This window comes from Pseudomonas folii (assembly GCF_014357575.1).
Taxonomy (GTDB): domain Bacteria; phylum Pseudomonadota; class Gammaproteobacteria; order Pseudomonadales; family Pseudomonadaceae; genus Aquipseudomonas; species Aquipseudomonas folii.
The window spans coordinates 1-22,835 of the sequence record NZ_JACONW010000059.1 but is presented as its reverse complement, the minus strand read 5'-3'; the positions used below and the strand labels follow the sequence as shown (position 1 = coordinate 22,835).

At 57.8% G+C, this 22,835-nt stretch carries 18 protein-coding genes; 13 read left to right on the top strand and 5 right to left on the bottom strand.

Annotation, left to right across the window (positions count from 1 at the left end):
* Window positions 1-12 precede the first annotated feature (12 nt).
* Complete coding sequence (locus tag H8S59_RS13925; protein ID WP_095100401.1) at window positions 13-213, top strand: DUF2788 domain-containing protein; 201 nt, start codon at window positions 13-15, stop codon at window positions 211-213.
* A 129-nt stretch (window positions 214-342) separates the two neighbouring features.
* Here the strand turns inward: H8S59_RS13925 and H8S59_RS13920 are convergent, their stop codons facing one another.
* The 4 genes from H8S59_RS13920 to H8S59_RS13905 form a co-directional block, all read right to left on the bottom strand.
* Window positions 343-975 carry a pseudouridine synthase gene (locus H8S59_RS13920; RefSeq protein WP_246475292.1) on the bottom strand — a complete coding sequence of 211 codons (633 nt, stop codon included), beginning with the start codon at window positions 973-975 and terminating at the stop codon, window positions 343-345.
* A 67-nt stretch (window positions 976-1,042) separates the two neighbouring features.
* Entirely contained in the window at window positions 1,043-2,539 is a 1,497-nt protein-coding gene (amn, locus tag H8S59_RS13915; protein ID WP_176469957.1) for an AMP nucleosidase, read from the bottom strand.
* A 218-nt stretch (window positions 2,540-2,757) separates the two neighbouring features.
* Window positions 2,758-4,407 (bottom strand): acyl-CoA dehydrogenase family protein, encoded by a 1,650-nt coding sequence (locus H8S59_RS13910; RefSeq protein ID WP_187521786.1) that lies wholly within the window; start codon window positions 4,405-4,407, stop codon window positions 2,758-2,760.
* A gap of 117 nt (window positions 4,408-4,524) precedes the next feature.
* Window positions 4,525-6,519 carry a sensor histidine kinase gene (locus tag H8S59_RS13905; RefSeq protein ID WP_187521785.1) on the bottom strand — a complete coding sequence of 665 codons (1,995 nt, stop codon included), beginning with the start codon at window positions 6,517-6,519 and terminating at the stop codon, window positions 4,525-4,527.
* Between the two features lie 395 nt (window positions 6,520-6,914).
* Here H8S59_RS13905 and H8S59_RS13900 point away from each other — a divergent pair, with 395 nt between their 5' ends.
* The 7 genes from H8S59_RS13900 (at window position 6,915) to H8S59_RS13870 (ending at window position 16,864) form a co-directional block, all read left to right on the top strand.
* Window positions 6,915-7,712, top strand: a complete 798-nt coding sequence (locus tag H8S59_RS13900) for a hydroxymethylpyrimidine/phosphomethylpyrimidine kinase (protein ID WP_187521784.1) — start codon at window positions 6,915-6,917, stop codon at window positions 7,710-7,712.
* A 23-nt stretch (window positions 7,713-7,735) separates the two neighbouring features.
* Window positions 7,736-8,362, top strand: a complete 627-nt coding sequence (gene thiE, locus H8S59_RS13895) for a thiamine phosphate synthase (protein WP_095100411.1) — start codon at window positions 7,736-7,738, stop codon at window positions 8,360-8,362.
* A 41-nt stretch (window positions 8,363-8,403) separates the two neighbouring features.
* Window positions 8,404-9,687, top strand: a complete 1,284-nt coding sequence (gene hemL, locus H8S59_RS13890; RefSeq protein WP_187521783.1) for a glutamate-1-semialdehyde 2,1-aminomutase — start codon at window positions 8,404-8,406, stop codon at window positions 9,685-9,687.
* A 243-nt stretch (window positions 9,688-9,930) separates the two neighbouring features.
* The gene (locus tag H8S59_RS13885) at window positions 9,931-10,479 is read left to right on the top strand and encodes a tetratricopeptide repeat protein (protein ID WP_095100415.1); all 549 of its coding nucleotides are present in this window, start codon (window positions 9,931-9,933) and stop codon (window positions 10,477-10,479) included.
* A 313-nt stretch (window positions 10,480-10,792) separates the two neighbouring features.
* Window positions 10,793-14,299, top strand: coding sequence for a toxin VasX (locus tag H8S59_RS13880; protein ID WP_187521782.1), 3,507 nt, complete (start codon window positions 10,793-10,795; stop codon window positions 14,297-14,299).
* A gap of 1 nt (window position 14,300) precedes the next feature.
* Window positions 14,301-15,434 carry a hypothetical protein gene (locus tag H8S59_RS13875; protein WP_187521781.1) on the top strand — a complete coding sequence of 378 codons (1,134 nt, stop codon included), beginning with the start codon at window positions 14,301-14,303 and terminating at the stop codon, window positions 15,432-15,434.
* Between the two features lie 365 nt (window positions 15,435-15,799).
* A complete protein-coding gene (locus H8S59_RS13870) occupies window positions 15,800-16,864 on the top strand; it encodes a hypothetical protein (protein WP_187521780.1) in 1,065 nt (354 codons plus the stop codon).
* Window positions 16,865-16,883: 19 nt separating this feature from the next.
* On the opposite strand, the gene H8S59_RS13865 is transcribed toward H8S59_RS13870, so the two are convergent.
* Window positions 16,884-17,210: a DUF1820 family protein gene (locus H8S59_RS13865; protein ID WP_027902336.1), complete on the bottom strand. Its 327-nt coding sequence runs from the start codon at window positions 17,208-17,210 to the stop codon at window positions 16,884-16,886.
* A 133-nt stretch (window positions 17,211-17,343) separates the two neighbouring features.
* Here H8S59_RS13865 and miaB point away from each other — a divergent pair, with 133 nt between their 5' ends.
* From miaB to lnt, 5 genes are all read left to right on the top strand, one after another.
* On the top strand, window positions 17,344-18,672 hold the full coding sequence (miaB, locus tag H8S59_RS13860; RefSeq protein ID WP_187521779.1) for a tRNA (N6-isopentenyl adenosine(37)-C2)-methylthiotransferase MiaB: 1,329 nt from the start codon (window positions 17,344-17,346) through the stop codon (window positions 18,670-18,672).
* Between the two features lie 218 nt (window positions 18,673-18,890).
* Entirely contained in the window at window positions 18,891-19,913 is a 1,023-nt protein-coding gene (locus tag H8S59_RS13855) for a PhoH family protein (RefSeq protein ID WP_095100421.1), read from the top strand.
* Entirely contained in the window at window positions 19,906-20,418 is a 513-nt protein-coding gene (ybeY, locus tag H8S59_RS13850) for an rRNA maturation RNase YbeY (RefSeq protein WP_187521778.1), read from the top strand. Before H8S59_RS13855 ends, ybeY begins: the two co-directional genes overlap by 8 nt.
* 5 nt (window positions 20,419-20,423) lie before the next feature.
* Window positions 20,424-21,266: a CorC family transporter gene (locus tag H8S59_RS13845; protein ID WP_095100425.1), complete on the top strand. Its 843-nt coding sequence runs from the start codon at window positions 20,424-20,426 to the stop codon at window positions 21,264-21,266.
* 26 nt (window positions 21,267-21,292) lie between these two features.
* The gene (gene lnt / locus H8S59_RS13840) at window positions 21,293-22,813 is read left to right on the top strand and encodes an apolipoprotein N-acyltransferase (RefSeq protein ID WP_187521777.1); all 1,521 of its coding nucleotides are present in this window, start codon (window positions 21,293-21,295) and stop codon (window positions 22,811-22,813) included.
* Window positions 22,814-22,835 lie beyond the last annotated feature (22 nt).

The window sequence follows — 22,835 nt, the reverse complement described above, 5'->3', positions numbered from 1 at the left end:
TGGAGAGCAGTGATGGAGCCCGAAGTTTACGAACAATGGATGATGACAACCCTCATCACCCTTCTGGTTGGCTTCATGGGCTTCATCGTCTGGGATCTGGCGAAGAAGTCCAAGGCAGGACGATTTGGCACCCTCATTCTGTTCTTCGTGCTGGGCCTGGGGATCATGGCGTTTGTGATCAAGACCGTTGTGATTGCTTATCTGGAGAGCTGAAAGCCGCTACGTCGCTGATCCGAATCTGTAGGAGTGAGCTTGCTCGCGATTGCGTTAGAGTATTCACATATATTTCGCATGCGGAACCGAATCGCGAGCAAGCTCACTCCTACAGTTAAAGCTATTACCTCACAATTTCGCAGGCACTTCCCGCCATTGCCCCTGATCCAGACCTTCGATCGTCCAGTCGCCGATCCTCACCCGCACCAGCCTTAACGTCGGTAAACCCACCGCCGCAGTCATGCGTCTGACCTGGCGGTTACGACCTTCCTTGATGATCAACTCCAGCCAGCTGGTTGGCACGCTTTTGCGAAACCGTACCGGAGGATCGCGTGGCCAGAGTTGCGGCTCATCCAGTTGCCGAGCCTGAGCGGGCAAAGTCGGGCCGTCATTGAGCTGCACGCCGTCGCGCAGTTGCTGCAACTGCTCCTCACTCGGCTCGCCTTCAACCTGCACCCAATAGGTTTTCGGCAGCTTGTGTTTGGGGTCAGCGATCCGCGCCTGAAGTTGGCCGTCATTGGTCAGCAGCAACAATCCTTCGCTGTCCCGATCCAGTCGCCCGGCCGGATAGATGCCGGGGACCTCGATGTAATCCTTGAGCGTCGCTCGCCCTTCTCCATCGCTGAACTGAGTCAGCACATCGAATGGCTTGTTGAACAGGATGAGCTTTGGCTCGGCGGGCGGAGCCTTGGCGACACGGCGGGTTGAACCGGCATTGGCAGGCGATGGGCGACGAGCAGGAGGACGCTGGGTACGGGACATGAAAGTTTCGGTATTCGGAAAACAGAAAGGGCCACTTTAATGGCCCTTTCGTTCATCACCTAATTAATCAACGGAACGGCGGCTCATCGAAGCTACGCAGTTTGCGCGAATGCAGCGAGTTGAGCTGAGTACGCATCAGATCCAGCGCTGCGATGCCGATCTTCAAATGCTGGCTGACCGCACGCTCATAGAACGCGTTGGCCGAGCCCGGAAGCTTGATTTCGCTGTGTAGCGGCTTGTCCGAAACGCAGAGCAACGTGCCGTACGGCACACGCAAACGATAACCCTGCGCGGCGATGGTGCCGCTTTCCATGTCCACCGCCACTGCTCGGGACAGGTTGATCAGTGGCCGCTCCTGGGCCCAGCGCAGTTCCCAGTTACGGTCGTCATAGGTCAGAACCGTACCGGTGCGCAGACGCTTCTTCAGATCGTCGCCTCGCTCGCCAGTGATCTGCGCTGCAGATTCCTGAAGAGCCAACTGCACTTCCGCCAACGCCGGGATCGGAATATGAGGCGGCAGCACGCGATCAAGAATCCCGTCGCGACGCATGTAAGCGTGAGCCAGCACGTAGTCGCCAATGGTCTGGGATTGGCGCAGGCCGCCGCAGTGGCCGATCATCAACCAGCAATGCGGGCGCAGCACCGCCAGGTGATCGGTGATGTTCTTGGCGTTTGACGGACCGACGCCGATGTTGACCAGCGTCACGCCATGACCGTCTTCAGCGATCAGGTGATAAGCCGGCATTTGATAACGATGCCAGACCACACTGGCGACAATGGCCTGCGCTTCGCCGTGATCCATGCTCTTTTCGACGATGACGTTACCCGGCAGGACCATGCGCACAAAGCGCGGGTCTTCGCGCAGCTTTTCCAGGCCATGAACGATGAACTGGTCAACGTAGCGGTGGTAGTTGGTCAGCAGGATCCAAGGCTGTACATGACGCCAGTCGCTACCGGTGTAATGCACCAGACGTCGCAGGGAAAAGTCCACGCGGGCGGCATCGAACAAGGCCAGCGGCAGCGGATCGGTGTTGGCCCAGTCGTACAGACCGTCAGCGATGCCATCAGTGGCAGCGGACAAGTCAGTGCTGGGGAAAACCCGCGCCAGCGCTGCAGCCGTCACGCCAGAACCGGCCAGCTCGTCGCCCTGTTCAACCACATAGGGATACGGGATGTTTTGCTCACTGACGCCGACTTCCACCGTAATCGTGAAATCGTTCATCAATGGCCCGAGTTGTTCGAGCAGGTATTTGCGGAAGGCCGCAGGGTGAGTCACGGTCACGCTGTAGTTGCCGGGCAACTGAACCTTGGCATAAGCGCGAGTGGTCAGCGGCACTTCGCCTTGGCAGTGATAAGTCAGACGCAACTCTGGATAGCGGAACAGGGCACGCTGATCGGCGTCAGGCTCGATCCGGTCTTTCAGATACCGCTTGAGTGCCTGGCTCAGCGCACGGGTAGCGCGCTCGTGCAGTTCAGCAAGGCGATCCACGGCTTGTTCGGGCGTTTCAACGACAATAAAAGTTTCAGTCACGATTGGTATCCTTCTGATCTTGCAGTGGCCCATCTTGCCTGCATCGTGAAGGGAAGGCACTAGTGGCGTAGTGCGGAAATTCGGGAGATTCCACATTTGCCCACAATCGACGTGGGACTGGCTTTAGCCGGGAAAGAGACCTATCGAGCGATACACATATAGTGACTGTACCGGCGTCTTCCCGGCTGAAGCCGGTCCCACGTCATCAGTGATTCCTGTGGGAGCGAGGCAATCCCGGCGGGTTATGTCCCTCACCCAACCATCGGGGTAGACCTCGCAACCAGTGCTTGCACATCAAGGCCTCTTGGCAAGGTGCCGTACACCGAGCTTCGCGACGCCAGTCGACTGGCAATAAATGCATCACTGACCGCCGCGTTCCCCGCCTCAAGCAGCAGTTTGGCCTGCAGAGCCAGGGCGATGTCTTCGGTTAACTGCCGGGCGCGGTATTGAATATCACCGGTATCCCGGAACGCCGCTTTCAAGCCGTCGATGTGCATCGCCAGATCCTGATCGCCATGCCCGTCGCCCAACTCGGCGAACAAGGTATCCAGCACGCCCGACTCCTTGGACAGCGCCCTCAGCACGTCCAGGCATTGCACGTTACCGGAGCCTTCCCACGTGGAATTGACCGGTGCTTCACGATAAAGCCGCGGCAGGATGCTGTCCTCGACATACCCCGCGCCGCCCATGCACTCCGCCGCCTCATTGATCATGGCCGGGGCCCGTTTGCAGATCCAGTATTTGCCCACTGCCGTCACCAACCGGGCGAAACGCGCCTCGTGCGGATCGTCCAAATGATCCAGCGCGCGCCCCATGCGCATGCTCAAGGCCAGCGCCGCTTCACTCTCCAGCGCCAGATCGGCGAGTACGTTCTGCATCAGAGGCTGTTCGGCCAACACCCGCCCGCCAACACTGCGGTGAGCGCAATGATGCGCGGCCTGGCTCAAGGCCTGACGCATCAGGGCACTGGAGCCGACCATACAGTCGAAGCGGGTCATGGCAACCATTTCGATGATGGTCGGCACACCACGACCTTCTTCACCGATCATCCAGGCAAACGCCCCGCGGAATTCCACTTCGCTGGAGGCGTTGGACCAGTTACCCAGTTTGTTCTTCAGGCGCTGTATGTAGAACTCGTTGCGGGTGTCGTCCGGGCGATGGCGTGGCAGCAGGAAACAAGTCAAGCCCTTGTCGGTCTGCGCCAGCGTCAGGAAGGCATCGCACATCGGCGCCGAACAAAACCATTTATGACCGGCCAGTTCGTAAGCCTGACCCGGACCTGGCGCTCCAACGGGATATGCCCGCGTGGTATTGGCGCGCACATCGGTACCGCCTTGCTTCTCGGTCATGGCCATGCCAATGGTTACGCCTGCCTTGTGCGCCATGCCGATATTTCGTGGGTCATAGGCTCGTGCAAGGATTTTCGGCAGCCACTGGGCGGCGATATCCGGCTGCACGCGTAGCGCCGGCACACTGGCAAAGGTCATGGTCAACGGGCATCCGCTACCGGCTTCGGCCTGACTGTGCAGATAGCTCATGGCGGCGCGGACAACATGGGCGCCGGGTTGTGGATCAGTCCAGGGTAGCGACGGGATGCCATGCTCCACCGCCGTGCTCATCAGTTGATGGTAAGCAGGGTGAAACTCGACCAGATCAATACGATGCCCATATCGATCATGGCTGACGAAGACCGGCTTGTTCTGATTGGCGAGAAAACCAGCCTCCATCAGCGGTCCGCCCGCCAGCGCCCCATAAGCGTCGATTCGGCCCTGAGCCCAACCGGCACCAAAGCGCTCCGACCATTGCTGCAATGGCAGATCAATACGATAGAGATTCGCGCCGTCCAGAGAGGGCGGCTGGTTGGTGACTTCGTGGGTTTCGGCGAACTGATGCAGGTTCATGGCGATCTCCTCTCTGTCGGCGCGCTTTAAACACAGCCAGACATGAAGTGAATCACGCACACCTCGCTTTAAAAAGCGCCATACACGACGAATTGACGGCGCTTTTGCCCTTCCTTATTAGCCACCGCTGTGCAGTTTCACAGGTGTATCTGCATGCGCGAGATTCTGCGCCGCGCAGCCCAGCGTCACTTTGAGCGCAAAACAACTGCCCTCTCCCGGCGCAGAACTGTGACTCAGCCGCCCGCCATGCAACTCAATCAACTGTCGGCAAATGGCCAGGCCAATGCCCAAGCCGCCATACTGACGAGTCAGCGAGCCGTCTACCTGAAAGAAGTGCTGATAAAGCGTCGACTCATCCAGCCGGGTAAAGCCTATGCCGCTGTCGATGACCTCAATCAACAACTGCACCTGCCCTTCGCCTTGCGTCTGCTGCTGAACGCGAATTCTGACCGAGCCGAACTGGGTGAACTTGATAGCGTTGTCCAGCAGGCATTCCAGGCACTGGCGCAACTTGTAGACATCTCCCACCAGGCCAGACCGTAACGGCTCCACCCACTCAATGATCAATTTAAGCCCTTTGTCCTGCGCAGCATTGGTGAACTGACCCTTGAGCCCGTGAATGAGGCAGCGTAAATCGAAGGATTCAGGCACGACATGAAGCCTTCCTGCCTGCAGCTCCGTCAGGGTCAAAATGCCGTTCACCATGCCCATCATGTCCTGTGCAGAACTGGCAGCGGTCTGGTGATACGAAGAGAGTTCGGGATTCAGTTCTACGGTCTGCATCAATTCCAGCGACCCAATCACGCCATTCATCGGGGTACGCAGTTCATGAGTCAGTGAGGCGAGAAACTCATCTTTGAGCCGATTGCTTGCTGCCAGTTGCTGATTGGCACGCTCCAGGTTTTCTCGGGCCTCGCGCATGATCTGCGCATGCTCTTCGCGGCTCTGATTGATCCGCACAGCCAATGCCATGGAAACCAGCGCAGCTTCCATCGCCGAGCCAATCTGATTGGCGTACATGGTGAAGAAACTGTGCGGCAGGTAACCCGCCAACATGCCGACGTGAATGACACTGCCCAGCAGAAAGGCAGTCCAGGCGAGGACAAAGTAACGAGCCTCGCGCACCCCATGGCACATTGCGGTGATGCCAGCGACAAAGATCATCGCGGTAAAGATCAGCATCAACCCGCCATACAGGCGAAACGCGAGGCTGAGGTTGGGTGACAGGCTCAAGAGCATCACGACACCGGCGGCGGCCATTACCAGCACCAGTGATTGATCAAGCCAAAGGCCGATCTTCTTGGTCTGCAGAAAAGATCGGGCAAACTGACAAGCAAACAGAACCGACAACATCAGCAGGAACAAGGGCGCGACATTGGCCAGCCAGGGACTTTCCGGCCAAAGAAATTCGACACCGATACCGTTAAGCGCCAGTTGATAAAGCCCGAGGGGAGCGATGTAAAGCACGTAGTACAGGTAACTGACGTCACGCACACCCAGATAGATGCACAGGTTGTAGATCAGCATCACCAGCAGCACGCCGTACAGCACACCCAGCACATACATGCGCGGCGGTTGATCTTCCAGATAAGCACTGCTGTCCCAAAGACTCAGAGGGACCTGAATCGAACCGGCGCTTTTCACGCGTAAATAAATGGTCTTGCTTTGCCCGGGCTCCAGACTGACTTCGAACAGGTAATTGGCCTGCTTAATCTGTCGACTGGAAAACGGCAGCATGTCTCCGGTCTGCCAGGCAAGGTGCTGGGTCCCGATGGCATCGGGCAGGTAAAAGTCCACATAATCCATAGGCGGATAGGCGAGCTCCACCATCCAGTCGCGGTGGGCGGTGACGTCTCTGGGCATATAGCGCAGATCCACCCTGAGCCAGAAGGCAGAGTTGGAAAAACCGGCGTTGAGGGTGTCGCTGTCGAGGGCTCGAAAACTCGACGACATCGCCGCCGAGCTGACGTCACTGATCGTCGCTTCGCCGCTGACATCTTCAAACACCTGAACTGCACGGCCCAACGCCAGGCTGCGAGTGCTCTCGTCGAATTCGACGGCACTGGCTAGCTGCGACAACAAGGCGACCAGCATGATCAACAAATAGCGCATAAAGCCCCGGATAGATCCGTCAGTTGACGTCGCTGTCCCCCTTCCATTGGAGCGACGCTTTCTGCGATTCCTGATTTTTTAGAGTAGCTCCAGACAGACTGAAACAACCATCTCAATACGGGCCTGTTCGCTCAGGCCTGCTTACTCACACAGCGGTACCGGGTTAGTGCCATCACTATTTCATGCCAACGCTTTAAAGCATAGCCGCCTAATGGTCTTATGCATTAATTTGTTAAAACTCCTGGAAGGCTCTATCTCGGCACTTACAGACAGGTCTAGGTTTTTATGCAGTAAATTCATCCGCTGAATACCGTCTCAGAATCTCTATCAGCTGTATGAAAATTCCGAGTCCGCTGAGCGGTGCCAAAAAAAGTTTAGTGGTAAGCTCGCGCACCATGAATATCTATAGCTCCCGCCCTGTTGTCCTCTGCCTCTCCGGCCACGATCCAAGTGGTGGTGCCGGTCTGCAAGCAGATATAGAAGCACTGCTCGCCCAGGGTTGCCACGCGGCCCCGGCAATCACCGCCTTGACCGTTCAAGACACCGTTAATGTCACTGACTTCAGGGTGCTGGACCGCGAATGGGTACTGGCACAAGCCAACGCCGTACTCAACGACTCGACTGTCGCCGCCGTGAAACTGGGCATGCTCGGCTCGCTGGAAATGGTTGATACCGTTGTGGGGCTGCTTGAAGCGCATCCACACCTGCCAATGGTCTGCGACCCGGTATTACGCGCGGGCGGCGGTGGACGGCTGGGTAAGGATGAGGTCGGCTACGCCATGCGTGAGCGTTTGCTGCCGCTGGCAACCATTGCGACGCCCAATCTGCCGGAAGCCCGGATTCTGGCCGAGCTGCCGGAAGGCACGGCCGACGAATGCGCCGAGAAGTTGTTGCCATTTTGCGAGCATCTGTTGATCACCGGCGGCCATGGCGATGAGGTGGAAGTCCACAACCGTCTCTATATCCGTGGCGGTGAAACACGCACCTTCATCTGCCAGCGTCTGCCTGGCAGCTATCACGGCTCCGGCTGCACGCTGGCCAGCGCCCTTGCAGGCCGACTGGCTCAGGGCGAAAACCTGATCAGCGCCGTGCAGACCGCGCTCGACTACACTTGGCGCACGCTGCGCGATGCCGAACAGCTGGGCAAAGGACAATTTGTTCCTCGTCGCCTGCCCCTGGATTTCTGTTCGTAACGCCACGTGATGAGGCTTTTTCTATGAAACTACGTGGCTTGTATGCCGTTACCGACAGTCGCCTGTTGGCTGGTAAATTCCTGTCTTACGTCCAGGCTGCCCTTGATGGCGGCGTCACCCTGCTGCAGTACCGTGACAAATCGGGCGATGAAACCCATCGTCTGCGCGAAGCCACGGCACTGCTGAGGCTTTGCGAGCAGTACCGGACCCGCTTGATCATCAATGATGACGCCGAGGTTGCCGCTCGCCTGGGTGTTGGCGTGCACATGGGCCAGACCGATGGCTCACTGACCGATGCCCGCGCGCTGTTGGGCCATAAGGCCATTGTCGGCGCCACCTGCCATGGCAGCCTCGCAATGGCTGAAAAAGCCAAGGCCGACGGGGCGACGTATCTCGCTTTCGGACGTTTCTTCAACTCGACAACCAAACCTGACGCCCCCGCTATTGAGCTGGACGTTCTGGCTCAGGCCCGCGCTCGCTTCAACATGCCGATCGCCGTCATCGGTGGCATCACCCTGGAAAACGCTCCGCAACTGGTGGAGCACGGTGCTGACCTGTTGGCCGTGGTGCATGGCCTGTTCGGTGCCGAAAATACTCAGGAAGTCACCCGCCGCGCCCGCGCCTTCAACGCCTTGCTTTCCAGACGCTGATCGCGCCCGACCCTTATTTCGATTACGTAAGAGACTCACTTATGTCCCGCTCTGAAACCCTGTTCGCCAATGCTCAAAAACACATTCCCGGTGGCGTGAACTCGCCGGTGCGCGCCTTCAAAAGCGTTGGTGGCACGCCGCTGTTCTTCAAGCACGCGGCCGGTGCTTACGTGACTGACGAAGACGACAAGCGCTATGTCGACTACGTTGGCTCGTGGGGTCCGATGATCCTCGGCCATAGCCACCCGGAAGTGCTGGATGCCGTGCGCAGTCAGCTGGAACACGGTTTGTCCTATGGCGCGCCAACCGCCATGGAAACCGAAATGGCCGATCTGGTCTGCTCCATCGTGCCGTCGATGGAGATGGTCCGCATGGTCAGTTCTGGCACCGAAGCCACCATGAGCGCCATTCGTCTGGCCCGTGGTTTTACCGGTCGCGACAGCATCATCAAGTTCGAGGGCTGCTACCACGGCCACTCTGACAGCCTGCTGGTCAAAGCGGGTTCCGGCGCACTGACCCTCGGCGTGCCAAGCTCGCCGGGCGTACCCGCGGCATTCGCCAAACACACGCTGACCGTGCCGTTCAATGATCTGGACGCCGTTAAAGCGCTGCTGGCTGAAGTGGGTCAGGAAGTCGCGTGCATCATCGTCGAGCCGGTTGCGGGCAACATGAACTGCGTACCGCCTGCCCCGGGTTATCTGCAAGGTCTGCGTGCATTGTGCGATGAGCATGGCGTAGTGCTGATTTTTGACGAAGTCATGACCGGTTTCCGCGTGGCCCTCGGTGGCGCGCAGGCTTATTACGGCGTAACTCCAGACCTGAGCACCTTTGGCAAGATCATTGGCGGCGGCATGCCGGTTGGCTGCTTTGGCGGCAAACGCGAAATCATGTCGTACATCGCCCCGCTGGGCCCGGTTTATCAGGCTGGCACACTGTCGGGTAACCCGCTGGCCATGGCCGCCGGCCTGACCACCTTGCGCCTGATCAGCCGTCCGGGCTTCCATGACGAACTGAGCGACTTCACCCGTCGCCTGCTCGAAGGCCTGCAACAACGCGCCGATGCAGCCGGCATTCCATTCGTGACGACTCAAGCGGGCGGCATGTTCGGTCTGTATTTCAGCGAAGCCAAAGAAATTGTCACCTTCAACGACGTCATGACCAGCGACGCCGAGCGCTTCAAGCGCTTCTTCCACTTGATGCTCGAAGGCGGCGTTTACCTGTCACCAAGTGCCTTCGAAGCAGGCTTCACCTCTATTGCCCATGGCGAAGAAGAGTTGAAGTTGACGCTGGATGCGGCAGAAAAGGCGTTTGCGGCGCTGAAATAAGGGCGGCATGAACCCTGGTAGGAGCTAACTTGTTGACGAGACGGTATCTCTGATACACCGTCTCGCCAACAAGTTAGCTCCTACCGGGCATACCGCACCCCGCAAAACCGGGCTTTTCAGCCCCGCGCAGCAGAAAAACAGTAAAGACTTTGTAAGGTTGGCCTCGCTTATTTCATAATGCGCAGCCAGCACGTTTAGCTGGACGGGCACGCCCGCACCTTTTTCAGAGGTAAGTCGATTCCCATGAACCGCACCGGCCGCACCCTTGCATTGGGCTGCCTGTTGCTTATTCATCCCCTGCTGGCGAATGCAGGCGGCAACTCGTTGTTAATCCCAGCGGTGGGTCGTTGCACCCTCAATACCCAGCCAGACAACCTGCCTGCGGCGCTTTCGGCGTGTGAGCAAGCGGCACAGTCCGGGGATGCGCAAGCACAATACGAGTTGGGCGAGTTTTACTACGACGGTAAACACGCGCCACAAGACTTGCCCAAAGCACTTGGTTATTTCGAGCAGGCTTCGCTGCAGGGTCATGCGCAGGCGCAGTATCAGCTCGGTTTGATGTTCTCCAAGGGCGAAGGCGTGCAGGCCAACAATGTTCAGGCGTACATCGTGCTGAAGATGGCCTCGGTCAACGGCTCCGAAGACGCTCTGGACGCCGCAGACGAAGTCGCCGAGCACATGCAGCGCGACGAGCTCGAAGTCGCCACTCAGGTACTGGGACAGATTTTCCGCAAATATTTGCTGGAGTTGCAGACAGCTGAAGGCCGTACGCCGTTTGCTCCGCTGCCTTAGAGATTACTGCAGATCTGAAAAACCTATGCCGCGAATGTTTTAGAGACACCTCCGCTGCTACAGACGTACCCCACTCCGTAGGACTGGTTTTAACGGGGGCACATTGTTCCTGACCAGAACCGGTAGATCGACCTCCCGCGCCGAAAAACTTACGACATTTTCTGTAGGGCATTTCCCAAACCGCCTTCCATGCATTGAGCGCCCGTCGCTCATCAGCCACTCTCCCGCCTCTCGCTCAGGGTCGGCTTAGGTATTAAGTGCTCCGCCATCTGGACCCTGGCCTCTATTCGCCAGCCCACGGCAAGGAGCCTGCATGACCCAATCCCAAATGACACCGCGTGGCCACATGGCCAACCTGGTCGGCAGGGCTCAACCCGCCGACGCGCCCGATGCTGGCGGATTCTGTCCGCTGATGAGTCAGACCCTGCAATTGTTACCGGTGCGTTATGGGCTGGTAGAAGACCTAGATCCCTCTATTGAAATCGCCATGCCGTACACGTTGCAGGCTTTGCCCTTGGGGTTTCGCCTGCTGCGCGATGGTTTTCTGTACATCATCGACAGCGCCACCGGCTTTTTGCACGAGTACCAGATAGCAAATGGCTCCGTGACTGCGCTGTTGTTCAAAGGTGATCAGGTCACCAAGGACCGTCGACCGGATGTCATCGAGGCTGATCCCGCCTTGGCGTTCTCTCGCTGCAGCGTGCTGCATGTTTCTTTTTCGGAGGTCCAGTGGACGGCGTTCAAATGTGCTCAGGTCATAAAGGTCGCTACCGAGCGTGACTACTTCCTGCAGCGTGTCAGCTTCGAAAATATTCAGCGCGGCGATGCGCGGGACCTGATCGACGACCGGAAGATGGCGGTGTGGCTGGCCGAAAGCAGCGGCAGCTGGGCGGACAAATCTGACGATAATTCGACGAAGATTCCCTACGCCTGGGAACACACACCGCTGTATCGCCAGACCATTCTTGAAGAGTTCACCAGCCAGATCACCACGGCTCACAAGCGTGACTTTCTGTTCCTGGCAGTTCGAGATGACGTCGGGGTTATGCGTGACCTCGCGCAGTATCAAGACCAGGTGGTCGGTCAGATCGACAAGTGGGCGCTGAGTCAGCAGGGCGAGGTCGAGCGCGACTATTTGCTGGGCTGCTACATCGAATCTCTTACTCAGATTAACGAGGAGGATCTGAACAAACGCGCTAAACAGGACCGGACGCTCAAAGCCTTGCTTGATGATCTGGAAACCCTGCCCGATCCTGAGCGCACTCAGACCCGCAATACGTTGCGAGAGGTGATGAGCCAGGATAACCGTCAGGAAGCGGGGGCCTATTTCAATGATCCCAATAAACCTGAAGAGCTGCAGGTACGCCTCGACGAAGCCAAACCGGACAGGCTGAGCATGGACGATGGTATCGAGGCACGTGCCGGTACCATTCAGCAATATCAACTCGAACAACGTTTCGTCGGCACCAGCCCGGCCTTCATCGCCCGGCATCGCAAAACCCTCTGGAAGCTGTATCGCCAGATGAACAAACCCACTGAAGACGCTCTCTACGGTGCCAAATTCGGCCAGCGCGGCATCAATGACTTGATCGACCGGCCGCGCATGGATGCCTTTCTCAAGAAGCAACGGGCAATCCTGCAGCCGCTGAACGAGCTACTGGAACAGATCACCCAGGATCGTACCGACTTACTGACCAAAAACCGCCTGCATCGCGCCATTTGGTATTACGACATCGAAGACAGCGAGCAGGTTGATCACGCCCTGCTCACCGAATACGCCTGTCTGAAAGACATCTGCCGAAGCGACAAAGCCGTTGATTCAGTTCTGGATTGGCTGAACAACAACCCGGCCATGTCCCGACCCATGTTCTACGCCGCGCCGTTGAGCGCACAAACCGAGCTGGGCGTGCAGTTCGCCGCCTTCACCAACGCCAGCTGGCTGTTTTTCAAGGATGCACCGCAATGGCTGGAACGCCTCAAACACTGGGGGGCGGGCCTGGTGCTCGACACCGGGCGGCTATCGCCCGCCTCTCAAGTCAATCTCACGGCTGCCTGGGGCACGCTGGCTCCAGCCTTGCAGATGGGCATTCAACAGGCGGTGCAGGCTTTCTTGCAGCAGATGGAAAAAGGCCAGTTGCCGGACATGGAGGCGCTGTTTCGCAGCCTGCCCAAGGCAGCGGGCGTTGCGATCCTTGATGCAGCGCGGCGCGAGAACGTGACGTTCCAGGTGGCCAGCGCCGAAGACCTGCAAAACCTTGGCAAGACGGTCAAGGCCGTGCAGCAGCATCGTGATCGTCTGCGCACCTTGACCAGCATGTCCCGCGAGCGCAAGGCCGCTGATCCTTCCTGGCATCGGAGCTCCGATGCCAATTGGTTCAAGGAGCAACGGCAAACCACCCAACAGTCCCTGGCCGAACTGGAACAACAATTGGCCAAGGCCATGAGCCCCGTTACTGACCTGCCAACCGACTCGACTCACCTGCAATCCGCGTCACCCGGCAAACCGGGGTTGGCGTTGGTGTTCCCTGCGCAACAGCATCGGGAGGTTCAGTCGGTGCTGGAGAGTTATCGAAAGGGCGTGACGGTGGCACCGAAGGCCGGGCTGCTCGGGGATGGGGCTGGGTTATTGGTGTTTGTGGCGCAGGCGGTGAATTTGGTTGTGGTGACTAGAGAGACCTTCTCTGGCCCGGAAAAACAAAGACAACTGACAGCATTTACCAGCAGCCTATTTGCAACTGCTGCGGCTGGACTTGGTGCAGCTCAAGGCATTGCCGATACAGCACTCAGCGCCCATGCCGCAGAGCTGGCGAAAAACTTCAAGAAAGCTGAACTGCTCGGTGTTCATGTGCAAATGGGGAAATTGCATATTGGCCTTGGAATGGTGGGCTACGTCGCAGGGATCATTGCTGCCACTATGAGCCTTGCGAGTTCCCATAAAAATTGGCAAGACTCAGTTCGTAGCGGCAACAAAGAGGCGCAGGTTGGGGCCACCATCAGCATGCTGGGCAATAGCGGCTTTCTGGCCAGCAACAGCTATGGTTTTGCCCAAACAATTCAAGCCTTCCGCCATGTTCTTGCTGCCGAAGCTGGAACCGCCGCGAGAACAGCCGCTTGGGCGGCTGCAGGTGTGCGCCTGTCTACAGTATTTTTACGTTTTAACCTGGCAGGGATTTTGTTTACTGCCCTGGAGCTGTCCGGCAGTTGGTACTTCAACCGCAACAACCTCAGCCGGCACGATCGCTGGCTCCTGAGCACACCATGGGCCCAAGGTCAGGACTCCGACCTGTGTCTTTCTTTACCTCTTGCTCATTATTTGAAGGAGCTGCGCGCGCATTACCAAGCCCCACGTATGCAAATCATCCCGAGCAGCGGTGACACACCTCGACGGTTCTTACTGCATTTCCCAACACTGTTTGCTGCTGAACTGACAAAACCTCTTGGCAGTCATGCCAGCGCTAGCGTGCTCAACATTGGCGGCTATCAATTGTTAAGCCTCATTGGCAGGCCAGAGCGCTGGAGCCCCTTGGGCACCGCCTTGGAGGATCGTCTGCACATCAAGGCGCTAAACCCCCTGATTGTGGAGTTGACAGATGTGCGCGGCCTTATCAATTCAGACCAGCCCAGCCACACTGACATCGTGCTCTCAATTCAGCTGGGCCCCATCACTTCAAAGGGGCAGCACGAAGCCAGCGTGTATGAGGTGCGCTTCCCGGTGTTTGGCGAAAGCGGCGACTTCCCGGCGGTGGACCTCGATCCATCGGGCGAACAATGCAAGTACTTCGCTATCCATCCCGACCTCATGTCAGAGATGAAAAAATAAGATGGCAAAAGATATTGTTGGTCCGCCGCCCATCAATCATGCCCCGCGCGCTGGCATGCTGGAGGTTTTCCCTACCGGCCAAGTCACCTATCTGGCGCCACTACCATTACCCACCGATCTGCCGGCGCAGGACTACGGCGGGGCTGTAGGCGAAGTAAACGATGTTTATTTGGACTTTGGAGTCGGCTTGCCCGCTGTTTTCGCTTGGCAAATGGGTCTGGGCACATCTTTCTGGGCCGTTTGGTTCTCTGGGCTTTTTGCTCCAGCACTCATTTGGTTCCTGACACTTACTTGGGGTGATGGATTTGATCGAGCAGCGGAAAATGCTCTGTACTACCTGCCCTTTGGCATGGAAGTTGGCTGCTGGGGCGCCGCAGTCGCCCTCACCATCTACCTCGCAATAACCTTCAACCACCTAAACAAATACAAAGAAGTCGTCCCCACCCGCTTCAACCGTCAGCGCCGTGAAGTCTGTTTCGTCCCCCGCGGTCATACCGAGCCTATCTTCGTACCGTGGGAATCGCTGTCTGCCTGGGTCGTACAGGCCCGGAGCGTGACGCAGTACGGCATGGATATCCGCTACGCCATGGGCGTCGGGTTTTATCATCCGCCTCACGATGAGCATTACAGCCTGGAGTTTTTCTGCGCCGGGTTTGATTTGGCGGTTTGTAACTGGGAGGCGATCCGCGCGTATATGGAATATGAGGTTCATACCCTCAAGGAAATTCAGGACCCGCTTGAACTGCAAAACCCCGGCGATCCGCCCCATGAAGGGCTGCATACGTTTTACAACGCACGGGAGCGCATGCGGCGTCGGCGCAAGAATCGCGAGGTTGGCTTCTTCTATCCGTTCTGGTGGTACACGTACCACGTGCTGACCCTGTGGACCCTGCCCAACCACCTTACCGAATGGGAAATCCGCCGGATCAAAAGCATCGGTCGTGCAGTCGTTCCCGAGGCGATGAAAAGCTGGTCCGAGCCGCTGCCAGCGGAGCAGTGGGCCAAGCCCAGTGGAGAATTGCTACGCCTGAGCCAGGCAGTGAAAGCCCTGCGAGAGAAGCGCCCTGGTCAGAACCTTGCGTCCCGATTTGCCGAGGTCCAGCAGGCGGGTCGAAATACGGCCAAACGAGCCTAGATGAATGACGAATCTGTAGGTGCCAACAGGTTGGCGATACGTCAGATCCGCGCCATCAGAAAGTTCGCTCTCATCAAACGATATGCAAACCACTGGATTGAAATGCATTTTCTGTAGGAGCTGCCGAAGGCTGCGAAGCATTTCTCCTGATACACCGCGATCGCAGCCTTCGGCAGCTCCTACAGGTCCTACGTTGCCGCGAGACAGCGCGGTGCCATCGACACCGGGTTGAAGCGTCTACAGGCCAACCGCAAGACAAGCACCCTTTTTTCTATATCACCAAACCCTGATTTAGCGAACCAATGACCAGAACCTCTGAAACTCTCGACGGGCCACCGCCCATCAATCATGCCCCGAGCGCTGGGATGTTGGAGGCATTCCCGACTGGTCAGGTGACTTATCTTGCGCCATTACCGTTGCCTACCGATTTACCGGCGCAGGACTACGGCGGAGCTGTAGGCCAAGTAAACGACGTTTATCTGGACTTCGGTGTAGGTTTGCCTGCCGTGTTTGGATGGCAAATGACGCTAGGAGGACCTTTCTGGGCAGTCTGGTTTTTTGGCTTATTCTTCCCTGCACTTGACTGGTTACTTTCGATGGCAGAAGGAAGGGGGCTAGAACAGGCAAACGAATTTTCGCTGCAACTGATTGCAGGGGGCTTAGAAATGGGAGGCTGGGCTGCCGCAGTCAGCCTCACCATGTATCTCGGCGTCACCTTCCACAACCTCCTCAAATACAAAGAAGTCGTCCCCACCCGCTTCAACCGTCAGCGCCGTGAAGTCTGTTTCGTCCCCCGCGGTCATACCGAGCCTATCTTCGTACCGTGGGAATCGCTATCTGCCTGGGTCGTGCAGGCCCGGAGCGTGACGCAATACGGCATGGATATCCGCTACGCCATGGGCGTCGGGTTTTATCATCCGCCTCACGATGAGCATTACAGCCTGGAGTTTTTTTGTGCAGGGTTTGATCTGGCGGTATGCAACTGGGAGGCGATCCGCGCGTACATGGAATATGAGGTTCATACCCTCAAGGAAATTCAGGACCCGCTTGAACTGCAAAACCCCGGCGACCCGCCCCATGAAGGGCTGCATACGTTTTACAACGCACGGAAACGCATGCGGCGTCGGCGCAAGAATCGCGAGGTTGGCTTCTTCTATCCGTTCTGGTGGTACACGTACCACGTGCTGACCCTGTGGACCCTGCCCAACTACCTCACCGAATGGGAAATCCGCCGAATCAAAAGCATCGGTCGTGCAGTCATTCCCGAAGCGATGAAAAGCTGGTCCGAGCCGCTGCCAGCGGAGCAGTGGGCCAAGCCCAGTGAAGAATTGCTACGTCTGAGCCAGGCGGTGAAGGATCTTCGAGAGCAAAAGCCCAATCAGAACCTGGCGGCACGATTTACCGAGGCGCAGTCCAACGCAGGAAAGTGAGGCTCAAAGGGACGAAAGCTTACTTGTCCGGCATCGGCACAGGAAACGGCATCACGTTGCTGGTGCCCCGGGCTTCGCTGATCTTTGGCGTGCCGATTCGCTCGACTTCATCAATGCGCACAATTGAATGCATGGGCACAAAGCTGCGCACTACGCCTTCGAACTGTGCCTTGAGCTTTTCCTCGCTCGGGTCCACCACAACGGTTGTGCGCTCGCCAAAGACGAATTCCTCTACTTCAAGGAAACCCCACAGATCACTTTGATAGATCTGCTTGGCGTACATCTCGAACACCTGGCCCTGGTTGAGGAAAATCACTTTGTAGATTGGAGCTTCGCGTTTGGTCATAAAGGGCGGGTAAGAATCGGGGACATAAAAAGAGGGCGCGAACTATAGCATGCCCGTTCGGTAGAGGACGCTAGGAAGCAGAGACCGACGCCACTATAATGCGCGGTTCTTTGAACCACCTGATGACGGACGCATGGCCAAGAAGCTTTATATCGAAACCCACGGTTGCCAGATGAACGAGTACGACAGCTCGCGCATGGTCGATCTGCTGGGTGAGCATCAGGCCCTGGAAGTCACCGCTCGCGCGGAAGATGCCGACGTCATCCTGCTCAACACCTGTTCAATCCGCGAACGCGCCCAGGACCGGGTTTATTCCCAGCTGGGCCGCTGGCGTGAGCTGAAACTGGCCAATCCGGAAATGGTGATCGCTGTCGGCGGTTGCGTTGCCAGCCAGGAAGGTGCGGCTATCCGTGATCGCGCACCGTACGTGGACGTGGTTTTTGGCCCTCAGACCCTGCACCGCTTGCCGGAAATGATTGATGCCGCGCGCTTCACGCGCTTGCCACAGGTTGATGTCTCGTTCCCGGAAATCGAAAAGTTCGACCACTTGCCCGAGCCGCGTGTGGATGGCCCGAGTGCGTATGTGTCGGTCATGGAAGGCTGCAGCAAGTACTGCACCTTCTGCGTGGTGCCTTATACCCGCGGTGAAGAAGTCAGCCGTCCGTTCGATGACGTCGTGGCCGAGGTGATTCACCTGGCGGAAAACGGCGTGCGGGAAGTGACGTTGCTGGGTCAGAACGTCAACGGTTATCGCGGCACGACCCACGACGGACGCGACGCCGATCTGGCCGACCTGATCCGGGTTGTCGCTGCCGTTGATGGCATAGACCGCATTCGCTACACCACCTCGCACCCGCTGGAGTTCTCCGACAGCCTGATCCTGGCTCACGCCGAAGTGCCGGAACTGGTCAAACATCTGCACCTGCCGGTGCAATCGGGCTCGGACCGTATTCTGGCCGCCATGAAACGCAATCACACCACGCTTGAATACAAGTCCAGAATCCGCAAGCTCAAGGCTGCAGTGCCAGGGATCAGCATCAGCTCGGACTTCATCGTCGGCTTCCCGGGCGAAACTGAAAAAGACCATGAAAACACCATGAAGCTCATCGCCGATGTCGGCTTCGACTTCTCGTTCTCCTTCATCTACAGCCCGCGCCCCGGCACTCCGGCGGCGGATCTGACAGATGAGACTCCCGAAACGCTGAAAAAAGAGCGCCTGGCCGCCCTTCAGCACCGCCTGAACCAGCAGGGTTTCGAGATCAGCCGACAAATGGTCGGCAGCATCCAGCGCATCCTTGTGACTGACTATTCGAAAAAAGATCCTGGCGAACTGCAGGGCCGTACTGAGAACAACCGGATCGTGAACTTCCGCTGCGACAATCCCAAGCTGATCGGCCAGTTCGCTGATGTGCACATCGACGACGCCCAGCCGCACTCGTTGCGCGGGTCTTTGCTGAATTGACAGCACCGAGCACGCCGGGCCGGTAGGAGCCAACTTGTTGGCGAGGCATTGGTCCTGCGTAGCTACGGATGACGCCTCGCGAACGAGTTCGCTCCTACCGGGATTTCATTGCTGCACCGATTTACCCACAACCTTTATCAAGTCAGAGCTTTCGCACTCAGGTCACAGGGTTTATCCTTCGTTTCACCTTAATTGCCCCAGGGCGGCTAAAAACGACCTTGAACGTACAAGTCGAACCACATCGTTTCACCCTCGAACCCTTCGAGGCCTATCGCTTCGCAAATCTCTGCGGGCAACTCGACGAGAATCTGCGTCTCATCGAACAGCGCCTGAATATTGAGATCCGCAATCGCGGAAATCAGTTCGAGCTGATTGGCGAGCCCACTCAAACCACCTCAGCCGAAAACCTGTTGCGCCGCCTGTATCGGGAAGCCAAAAGCTCCGAACTGTCGCCTGACATGGTCCACCTGTTCCTGCAGGAATCCGGCGTAGAAGAGCTGGATAACCATCCGGCGGCCGACCCAGGCGTGGCTCTGCGGACCAAAAAAGGCATGATTCGCCCACGTGGCTTGAATCAGCAGCGCTACGTCAAAGAAATCCTCGGCAACGACATCAACTTCGGCATCGGCCCGGCCGGTACTGGCAAGACGTACCTTGCCGTGGCCTGTGCCGTGGACGCGCTTGAGCGTGAGCAGATCCGACGCATCCTGTTGGTGCGACCGGCCGTTGAAGCAGGCGAAAAGCTCGGTTTCCTGCCCGGTGATCTGGCACAGAAAATCGACCCTTATCTGCGCCCGCTCTATGACGCACTGTACGAAATGCTGGGCTTCGAATACGTCGCCAAGCTGATCGAAAAGCAGGTCATTGAGGTCGCACCCCTGGCTTACATGCGCGGTCGCACGCTCAATAACAGCTTCATTATCCTCGACGAAAGCCAGAACACCACGGTCGAGCAAATGAAAATGTTCCTGACCCGCATCGGTTTCGGCTCAACCGCTGTGATCACCGGTGACATTACTCAGGTCGACCTGCCAAAAGGCACCAAGTCGGGTCTGACCCATGTCATTGAGGTGCTCAAGGACGTGCCGGGTATCAGTTTCACGCACTTCAAGCCCAAGGACGTGGTGCGTCACCCGCTGGTGCAGCGCATTGTCGAAGCCTACGAGCGCTTCGAAGATCGCAACAGCGATGCGCCACCAGCCACGACCAATTCCTCCCGGGAATACCGCCGCGATGCTTGAGCTGGACCTGCAAGTGGCTAGCGAAGCAAGCGTACCCAGCGAAGCCCAGTTCCGCCTTTGGTGTGAAATGGGCTTGCGCCAGCGCAGCGCCGACTCCGAACTGACCATCCGGCTGGTGGATGAAACCGAAGGCCGTGAGCTTAATCACACGTGGCGACACAAAGATTACGCGACTAACGTTCTGTCGTTCCCGGCTGATGTGCCCGATGACATGCTGGATATTCCGCTTCTCGGCGATCTGGTCATCTGTGCCCCGGTCATTGCTCGCGAAGCGACGGAACAAGGCAAGGCGTCAGACGCGCATTGGGCGCACATGGTCATTCACGGTTGTCTGCATCTGTTGGGTTACGACCACATCGACGATGAAGAAGCCGAGGAAATGGAAGCGCTGGAACGAACGTTGCTTGAGGAGTTGGGCTATCCCGATCCTTATGCCGATGACGAACACGAACACGAACACGACGAACCTCCACATTCAGCAATACCAAGCAAGGACAACGAGTAAGGGCTATGAGCGAAGATCGATCGAGCAACGGGCAAAAGTCATGGCTGGGTAAGCTCACCCAGGCTTTTGCCCATGAGCCGAAAAACCGCCAGGAGCTGCTTGAGCTGCTGCGCGAAGCCCATCAGAACAAGCTGCTGGACAGCGAAGCGCTGGCCATCGTCGAAGGCGCCATTCAGGTCGCTGACCTGCAAGTCCGGGACATCATGGTCCCGCGCTCGCAAATGATCAGCATCAAGGCCAGCCAGACGCCGCGGGAGTTCCTGCCCGCCGTCATCGATGCCGCCCACTCCCGTTATCCAGTGATCGGCGAAAGCCACGATGATGTACTCGGTGTGCTGCTCGCCAAAGACCTGCTTCCGTTGATCCTCAAGGAAGACGGCGGCGAAGGCGATATCAAGAATCTGCTGCGACCTGCCACCTTCGTTCCGGAATCCAAGCGCCTGAACGTGCTGCTGCGTGAATTCCGTGCCAACCACAATCACATGGCCATCGTCATTGACGAATATGGCGGTGTGGCCGGTTTGGTGACCATCGAAGACGTGCTGGAACAGATCGTTGGCGATATCGAAGACGAGCACGATGTCGAGGAAGACAGCTACATCAAACCGCTGCCCAGCGGCGACTTCCTGGTCAAGGCGCTCACGCCTATCGAAAGCTTCAACGAGTTCTTCGACAGCGAGTTCTCCGATGATGAATTCGACACGGTGGGTGGCCTGGTGATGAATGCTTTTGGACATCTGCCCAAGCGTAATGAAATCACCGTAATCGGCGCGTACCGTTTCCGGATTCTCAACGCTGACAGCCGTCGTATCCACTTGCTGCGCTTGAGCCCTGTCACACGCTCGTAATGCTATCTCCGCTTTAAGGAATGTAAATGCGCTGGATCACCCACCCCGGCTGGCCCGGTAACCTGCTGGCCGTGGTGGCTGGCGCGCTTACCACCTTCGCCCTTGCACCCTACGATATCTGGCCGCTGGCTCTGGCTGCGCTGGCCCTGTTTTATCTCGGCCTGCGCAATCTGAGCCCTCGTCAGGCGCTGGGTCGTGGCTGGTGCTTCGGTTTTGGCCTGTTCGGCGCCGGCACCAGTTGGATCTACGTCAGCATCCATAACTTCGGCGGCGCTTCGGTGCTGCTCGCCGGGTTCCTGATGCTGCTGTTCATTGCCTGCATCGCCTGGTTCTTCGCCCTGCCCGCCTGGCTTTGGGCCCGCTGGATTCGCCGCAACGAAGCACCGCTGGCCGACGCACTGGCTTTCGCTGCCTTGTGGCTGGTTCAGGAGGCATTTCGCGGCTGGTTCCTCACTGGTTTCCCGTGGCTCTACTCCGGTTACAGCCAGCTTGACGGCCCACTTGCAGGCCTCGCGCCGCTTGGCGGGATGTGGCTGGTGTCCTTCGCGCTGGCATTGACCGCTGCGCTGCTGTGCAATCTTTCACGGTTGCGGGCACGCAAGTCCTTTCTGGCGGTTGGCGTGGTGTTGCTGGTCGCGCCCTGGATTACCGCGCTCGCGTTGAAAAACAATGCCTGGACATCCCCCGCTGGTGCGCCACTGAAAGTGGCCGCCATTCAGGGCAATATCGAACAGCACATGAAGTGGGACCCCGAGCAGCTTAATGCGCAGTTGGCGCTTTATCGCGACATGACCTTCCGTTCGCAGCAGGCTGATCTGATCATCTGGCCGGAAACGGCGGTGCCGGTACTCAAAAGTTCTGCAGAGGGCTACCTGAAGATGATCGGGCAGTTCGCGACAGAACGCGGTTCGGCGCTGATTACCGGCGTCCCGCTGCGTGAAACTAATGATCGCGGCAGCTACAGCTATTACAACGCAATCACCGTAGTCGGTGAGGGCCAAGGCACCTACATGAAGCAGAAGCTGGTGCCCTTTGGCGAATACGTTCCTTTGCAGGACCTGCTGCGCGGCCTGATCGCATTCTTTGACCTGCCAATGTCCGACTTTGCGCGCGGCCCCAGCGATCAGGCAATGCTGCAAGCCAAGGGCTACCAGATCGCGCCGTTCATTTGCTATGAAGTGGTGTATCCGGAATTCGCCGCCGGGCTTTCGGCGCAAAGCCAGCTGTTGCTGACAGTGAGTAACGACACCTGGTTCGGCACCTCTATCGGCCCGCTTCAACACCTGCAAATGGCGCAGATGCGGGCACTGGAAGCCGGTCGCTGGATGATCCGCGCTACCAACAATGGCGTTACGGCGCTGATCGACCCGTTCGGCAAGATCACCACGCAGATCCCGCAATTCGAGCGTGGCGTGATGTATGGCGAAGTTGTCCCTATGCAGGAATTGACACCTTACCTGCGCTGGCGCTCATGGCCACTGGCGATTGTCTGTGCGCTGTTGATTGGCTGGGCGCTGGTGGCGAGCCGGATTTCGAAGACGGTTTGATTACACCTTTGGATGAGATTTC